3 protein-coding genes and 1 rRNA gene are annotated in these 2,580 nt (G+C 48.2%); 3 read left to right on the top strand and 1 reads right to left on the bottom strand.

All coding sequences use genetic code 11. From position 1 onward, the window contains the following. Window positions 1-72: 72 nt before the first annotated feature. The 3 genes from rrf to HA494_05480 all read left to right on the top strand — a co-directional run bounded on the left by rrf (window position 73) and on the right by HA494_05480 (window position 1,581). Window positions 73-192, top strand: a 5S ribosomal RNA gene (gene rrf / locus HA494_05490). 69 nt (window positions 193-261) lie between these two features. Further along, window positions 262-1,371: a DUF1512 domain-containing protein gene (locus HA494_05485; GenBank protein NHV97224.1), complete on the top strand. Its 1,110-nt coding sequence runs from the start codon at window positions 262-264 to the stop codon at window positions 1,369-1,371. Window positions 1,372-1,374: 3 nt separating this feature from the next. After that, window positions 1,375-1,581, top strand: coding sequence for a hypothetical protein (locus tag HA494_05480; GenBank protein NHV97223.1), 207 nt, complete (start codon window positions 1,375-1,377; stop codon window positions 1,579-1,581). Here HA494_05480 and HA494_05475 read toward each other — a convergent pair. Then, a complete protein-coding gene (locus HA494_05475) occupies window positions 1,571-2,464 on the bottom strand; it encodes a type II methionyl aminopeptidase (protein ID NHV97222.1) in 894 nt (297 codons plus the stop codon). The two genes, HA494_05480 and HA494_05475, sit on opposite strands and share 11 nt — an antisense overlap. Window positions 2,465-2,580: the final 116 nt, after the last annotated feature.

The raw sequence follows: 2,580 nt of genomic DNA, 5'->3' as shown, positions 1-2,580 counted from the left end.
GTTGGAGGCTTAAATCAACTTTTCTCCATCTAGCGGCGATAAATTAATCTACCACCACACAGCAAGCATAAGTCAGCCGGCCACAGCACACGGGCTCGACCTGGTCTCATTCCGAACCCAGAAGTCAAACCGTGTGTCGCCGCCGTGTTAGTGAAGTCCGGGAGGCTTCGCGAAGCGGCGGTGCCGGCGCCTTTACATCTCTTAAGGGAAAAGGCTTAAAGAGTGGCGTGTTCACATCTAAAACAACGGGTAGTTGAGTTGATTCCTCTACAAGTAGGACCTGGGCAGTTCGGCGATAACACCCTTTACCTTATACTGTTCTATCTACCTTTCTTGCTCTTTCTCTTCTACGGTCAGAGGATTCAAGCCTATATGATACTTGGCGAAGTTTCAAGGGCGTTGGGTAAGCTGAAGGTTATGCGTGAGAAGTCAAGGAAAGAGGTTATAGATTATCTTGTTAACCACCTTAAACCAAAGTCTGATCCTCAGGAGCAGGTGGATCAGCTGCTTGAATACTTTACCATTATGCCAGTGGACTTAGATCCTGCGGGTATAGTGAGGAAGATAGAGCATGTGGTTACGATTAGAAACGACAGAATACGCTCGGAGATAAGAAGGCTAGCCTCTGAAAGCGATTCGACCAAGGTTAGTACTGCTGAGAACATTCTGGAGGCGGCTTCATCCATCAACTACATCTACAAACTTGTTAGACACTTCTACCTCTTGGGTAAGAAGACTTCAAACATCTACATTCTTGTGCAGCTCCAGATGATTATGCCGATGGTACTTCAGGAAGCAGATGCGTTAGTTAACGCATTGGATGCATTCAAACAGTCTCAACCTATCGGTGACGGCATCGGACCTATGGTTGTGGGTAGAATGATGCTCAACCTTGAGAAGACTGAGATTTCAAGAGACACCTTGCTGGCGAAGACCGAATACAAAGGTAGGACACTCTATTTGATCAAAGCGACTGGTCCTGGGGGTAATGTAGGTGAGCCGGGCACGGCTGTCGAGAAGTTGATAAAGGAGATGGGTGTGAAGATAAATGCTGTGATTATGATAGACGCTGCTTTGAAGCTTGAGGGCGAGAAGACGGGGGAGATAGCTGAGGGTGTGGGAGCTGCTATTGGTGGCATAGGGGTTGATCGGTTTAAGATCGAGGAGGTTGCTACGAAGCATAATATTCCTCTCTACGCGGTGGTTATCAAGCAGTCCCTTATTGATGCGATATCTGTTATGAGGAAGGAGGTTGCTGAGGCTGCTGAGAAGGTGATTAAGATCGTCTACAGGCTCATAGAAGAGAAGACCCAGCCTTCTGATAGCGTTCTTATAGTAGGCGTAGGAAACACCCTTGGGGTGGCTCAGTAGAGAATGGCTACGATGATACCTTCCATAGGTGAAAAGAGGGGTAAGCAGATCGTCTACACAATAGAGGAGTGCTTAAGCTGCGGCGAGAAGAGCAAACGCTCCTTCACGGTAGGCGACTACGTGTATAAAGGAAATGGGCAGTGTAAGAAGTGCGGCGGCAACCTGTACATAACGATGATCTACGCTGAGCCGCTGAAACCTACTGAGTAAGAACAATCACACCGTTTTCAACAGGCGTGATGGTGTGCTCAGCTTGAGCGACAAACTCGTTATGAGCCTCTACCAACATAGGGTAGCCTCTTAACACACGCTTCTGAATCAAAGCTTTCACAGCGCGCTCCAACCAACCAGCTTCGCCCAGATCTCTTATCTGCCTATAAGTGAACGGCAGAGTTCTAAACCTAGACCAGAGTTCATCGACAAACCTGTTTAATGCTGGCTCGCCAACTGGTTTTCTAGCTACTATGCTGAAGATGTTAGTTACAGGCCCATTAACTACTATACCAGCACCTTTTTGCGTCGTCGCAAAGGGCTCTATAGCGTAGATCTGGCCAGCTTTAAGCTGAGGCGTGCCAGCGGTGTAGGTATTAGGTATGGAAAGCCCGGCGTGCACAAGGTATGGCGCGATCGCGTGGCCAGAGAGGTTCAGAATAGGTTTAAAGCCTAGACGCTGCGCAGCCGCGTGTATAACCCTACCGACCTCACCAGCCCTAACACCAGCTTTAACTACGTTTAACGCTTCTTGGAGCATAGTTTCCGCAGCTCTAACCAGTGCATCATACTTTGCGTCAAACGATAGCGTGAACGCTGTGTCGACTATGTAGCCATCTATCTGCACCCCGAAATCGACTTTAACGACATCACCCTCCTTCACCCTTAGATCGTCTTGGGGGAGTGGGGTGTAGTGTGCTGCAACGCTGTTTATGCAAATGTTACAAGGGAAAGCTGGTTGTGCGCCTCTACCGATTATGTTTTGCTCCACTATTTCAGCTACATCAAGAAGCCGTGAGCCTATGCTGATGCTGCTTTTGATTTTCTCTCTGACCTCTGCCGCTATCTTACCAGCCTTAAAGTATTCTTCCGCAATAGACAAGCCTATAGGAGCTGGTTCTAGAGGATGATATTAACTCTTTTTAGGCGGGATGACAATAAGCGCCACGCATCCAGCCCTCTTAACTATAGCGTATTCGTCTTTAGTGAGCACAGGCC

The sequence above is a fragment of the Nitrososphaerota archaeon genome (genome assembly GCA_011605775.1).
Classification (GTDB): Archaea; Thermoproteota; Nitrososphaeria; order Nitrososphaerales; family JAAOZN01; genus JAAOZN01.
The sequence above is the reverse complement of the archived record's forward strand: the minus strand, read 5'-3'. Positions and strand labels throughout refer to the sequence as shown.